The organism is Vibrio sp. M260118 (assembly GCF_036533755.1).
Classification (GTDB): domain Bacteria; phylum Pseudomonadota; class Gammaproteobacteria; order Enterobacterales; family Vibrionaceae; genus Vibrio.
The window spans coordinates 1-3,690 of the sequence record NZ_JATABG010000347.1; the positions used below are offsets into that span (position 1 = coordinate 1).

Consider the following 3,690-nt stretch of genomic DNA (forward strand, 5'->3'; position numbering starts at 1 on the left):
TTGCTCATAGCGCTGCGAGCTTAGAGCCATTTATGAAGGAAACTTGGGCGGATGAGACTCAAAGTTTGGAAGAGTGCCTGCTACGACATTGGCAAATGTACAACAACTTAATGGCACAGCGTTTCCAAATCGCAGACGAAGACGTGCTGCGTCCCACTAAAGTTTCAGATCTAACTTACCAAATAGAGTGCGAAGCGCACGCAAAACTAACTGCTGAATAACTCCCTTTTTACAGCGGGCTTATGTGCCCGCTTTATAACCACTTTTCCATAGAAAGTAGATCCCACGCTACGCCATTGAATGAGCGGGTAGGAGAAACTTGGACCACCCCAAAGGTAGTTTAACTGTTCAGAATCAATGCAATTGATTAACAACTGTTGGTCTTTCTCGACGAATTCTCTTAACTGCACTTTTGCTCCAACTAACTGACTAATTGCGAGTAACAAGTTTCAATAAGTCACGAGTTCTAGACATTTGCATTAGTAGAGTTATTAAAAGAGAGCATACGTACTTCGTCACGTGGAAACCAACCAAGCTTTTGATAAAAAGCTTGGGCATTGAGGTTATCGTTAGCAACAAATAAGTGGGTTTTGTCCACACCTACTTTCGACAACGCTTCAACGGCACTGTTTATCAACTGCCGACCAAATCCTGCGCCTCGGCATTTTGAATCTACCGCAAGGTGCTGGACATAGCCGCGACGACCATCAGTACCAACTAAAATAGCACCAACAATCATATCCTCGCTCAGCGCGACGAAGCTCAATCCGGGATTTTGTTTTAAATACTTCGCGATGCTTTGCTCAGAATCTGCGTCACGTAACAACATCGCCTCTGTTGAGTTCCACAGTTTTATCACTTGTGAATAGTCTGAGATCTCCATCTCTCTGATCATGTTTTTTTCCTTTCAAAGCACTAGCTGAATGCGTCTACTGAACTCAAGTTGCGAATAAGCTGCTCAGGTGAAACTACGAGGGTGAGCAAATGAGTGACCTCTGGATCCTCAATCGGTTCCAATGCGTAAACGGGCTTTCCTAAACCAAGAGCATAGCCGATATCCATAGCAACACTTTTGCCTACATACCCGCCAAAGTTAAGGATATAGATCACATCTGCTTGACGAATACGAAGCAAGCAGCCATCGATACCATCAGACTGCTTTGGATCTGAAATGGTTGTTTCAATCCCAGCCGTAAGTAACTGGTGTTTAACGGCCTGCATCTTATCTAAATACTTGAAGCTACCAGCGACATAAATTGTTTTGCTCATACGATTTCCCTACACCAAGCATCGGCAAACTAAACTGACAAAATCATATCAGCAAAAGTGCCAAATATTAACTGTCCTAAATTCCATAGAGACCCGACAAGCTCATTCAACATTAACTGATCAAACTATTAATACACCTTGACCAAACAACCACAAACATGAAACATTTATGAAAGTTAATTACGGACATTGATCACACTTTCACATTAGGTTATAGTTTCTACAGATAGATTTGGTAATTTAATTACAAAGGGAGGCCGATATGCTATCTGTAATTAAGAACATTTTTGTACCTACTAAAGACTACGCTGGCCGAAGCATTGATGCAGTTATCGCAAGATTGGCAGCTCAGACTAACACCGACGTTCACGCTTGGTCATACCTAAACGAGTCTGCGGTTTACGAAAACACTCAAACTGGTATGCGCGTTTACCGTCACGAAGTAAGCCAACGCGCTGCTTAAATAGGTATATCTATTGTGTAGGGTCGGCATTCGTTCGACCCTTAAGATAGATGTGTAACTCCTTTTCTTCTCACGCGCTAGTAAACAATCTTGACCCCATTTCCAACATTAAACGTGCCTAATTTCGACATTACGATCGCGACTGATAATGGTCACGCTAAGCGTTCTAACTTCACGACATTGCCCGCGCTTCGCTCGGCTAGGTTGGCTACTAGCTGCTTGGCAGGTACAGGTTTAGTTAAATAGAAACCTTGGCCAGTAAGGCACCCCAACTTATATAGATCCGTTTGCTGCTGTTGGTTTTCGACGCCTTCAGCGATAACCGAAACACCTAACTCATTACCAAGTTGAATGATGTTTTTTAGCAAAACCATAGAGGTGTTACTTGTGGAATAGTCCATAACAAAGCTACGGTCGATTTTAAGAGTTTGGAAATCAAAATCTTTAAGGTACGAAAGGGACGAATATCCCGTACCAAAGTCATCGAGTGCGATTCTAACGCCAAGGGACCTCAGTTCTGAGAATAGTTTCTTCGCCAGCGCTACGTTCTCGACCATCACTGTCTCTGTAATCTCAACTTCGATTTTTTCAGTCGGAACACCGGAAGACAAAATAGTCCGTTTGAGAGCGTCATAAAACTCTGGGTGCTTAAGACTTCTCGCTGAGATATTAATCCCAACCACGCCTAAGTCGATCCCCTCAGATAACCACTGCGCTTGTTGTTTAAGCGCTTTGCTTGTAACTAAAAGATCCAATAACCTAATTTGTCCCGTCGATTCAGCAACAGGAATAAAATCATTGGGATACAGTAACCCTTTTTCAGGATGGTTCCAACGAACCAAGGCTTCTACCCCTTTTACCTGTTCACTGCTCAAGTTCCACTTAGGTAGATAATGAAGCTCCAACTCATCATGCTCAATTGCATGATTTAACGCGTTCTCTATCTCTTTTTGTGACAGCGCAATGCGGTTTAACTCTTTTGAATAGAACTGGAAGTTATTTTTGCCCATCGACTTAGCGTGATACATAGCATTGTCGGCATATCGAATTAGGGTATCTTGCGTGGCGCTATCTTCCGGATAGATGGAGATGCCAATGCTGGCAGAGATCTGAACGCTATGACTACCCAATTGAAAATGGCTCGAAAGTGAAGCGATGACCTTCGAAGCTATACGGTTAGCAACAGCAATTGCAGCGCTAACATCGTTAAGGTGTTCTAGTACCACCACAAATTCATCACCACTAAAACGAGCCGAAAGGTCGGTAACACGAATGCACTGATTGATTCGCTTTGCTACCTCAGTAAGTAGCGTATCCCCTACTTCGTGACCATACTGATCATTCACATCTTTAAAGTGGTCAAGATCTATGAACAGCAAAGCAAATGATTTCTTAGACCGCTCCGCATTTAGTATCGATTGATTAAGCCTATCGATGAAAAGCGTTCGATTAGGTAAGTGAGTCAAGGGATCAAAATATGCTCGGCTGTGCAGCAGTGCATTTTTTTCTTCAATCGCATTATTGGCGTCAGTCAGCGATTCAAGCAGCGCATCTCTATTCCGCTCATATTTATGCTGAAGGCGAATAGAATACGCCGCGACAATAATAACCGCCGAAATCAAAGCGATGCTGATGCGTGTATAGCGCTCTATCCCTGATTCGTAGCTCGCTTTAATTACACGCTGAATTTCATCGGCTTTGCTCGCAAACTCCAAAAACTGTTCATCCCTACGCGCGGAATTAAAGGTACTAATACGATCCGATTGAATATGTTGATAGTTAGCTGCAACGTTGTTTTTAAAATCAGCCAACAGTTCGCGTAGTTCTACAAGTCGATTACGAATCTCTTCGTCTTCGACAGGAAGATAGCTCCCCATGATGCTTTCGCCACCTTCGAGTAACGCGACGACGTGCCAGTCGGCGATTTCTAGGTAGTACCATACCTCTTGAATAGATTG

General features: G+C 43.2%; 4 protein-coding genes and 1 pseudogene. 2 read left to right on the plus strand and 3 right to left on the minus strand.

The window, feature by feature from the left end; genetic code table 11:
- Positions 1-221: pseudogene (locus QTO00_RS16435) on the plus strand (TetR/AcrR family transcriptional regulator); the annotation flags it as partial.
- 245 nt (positions 222-466) lie between these two features.
- Here QTO00_RS16435 and QTO00_RS16440 read toward each other — a convergent pair.
- Both QTO00_RS16440 and QTO00_RS16445 read right to left on the minus strand, forming a co-directional pair.
- Positions 467-895: a GNAT family N-acetyltransferase gene (locus QTO00_RS16440; RefSeq protein ID WP_331425750.1), complete on the minus strand. Its 429-nt coding sequence runs from the start codon at positions 893-895 to the stop codon at positions 467-469.
- A 20-nt stretch (positions 896-915) separates the two neighbouring features.
- Positions 916-1,269, minus strand: coding sequence for a nucleotide pyrophosphohydrolase (locus tag QTO00_RS16445; protein ID WP_331425751.1), 354 nt, complete (start codon positions 1,267-1,269; stop codon positions 916-918).
- Between the two features lie 262 nt (positions 1,270-1,531).
- On the opposite strand from QTO00_RS16445, the gene QTO00_RS16450 reads away from it, so the two are divergent.
- Complete coding sequence (locus QTO00_RS16450; RefSeq protein ID WP_331425752.1) at positions 1,532-1,732, plus strand: hypothetical protein; 201 nt, start codon at positions 1,532-1,534, stop codon at positions 1,730-1,732.
- A gap of 152 nt (positions 1,733-1,884) precedes the next feature.
- Here the strand turns inward: QTO00_RS16450 and QTO00_RS16455 are convergent.
- On the minus strand, positions 1,885-3,690 hold a 1,806-nt coding region (locus tag QTO00_RS16455; RefSeq protein ID WP_331425753.1), incomplete at its 5' end, for a putative bifunctional diguanylate cyclase/phosphodiesterase.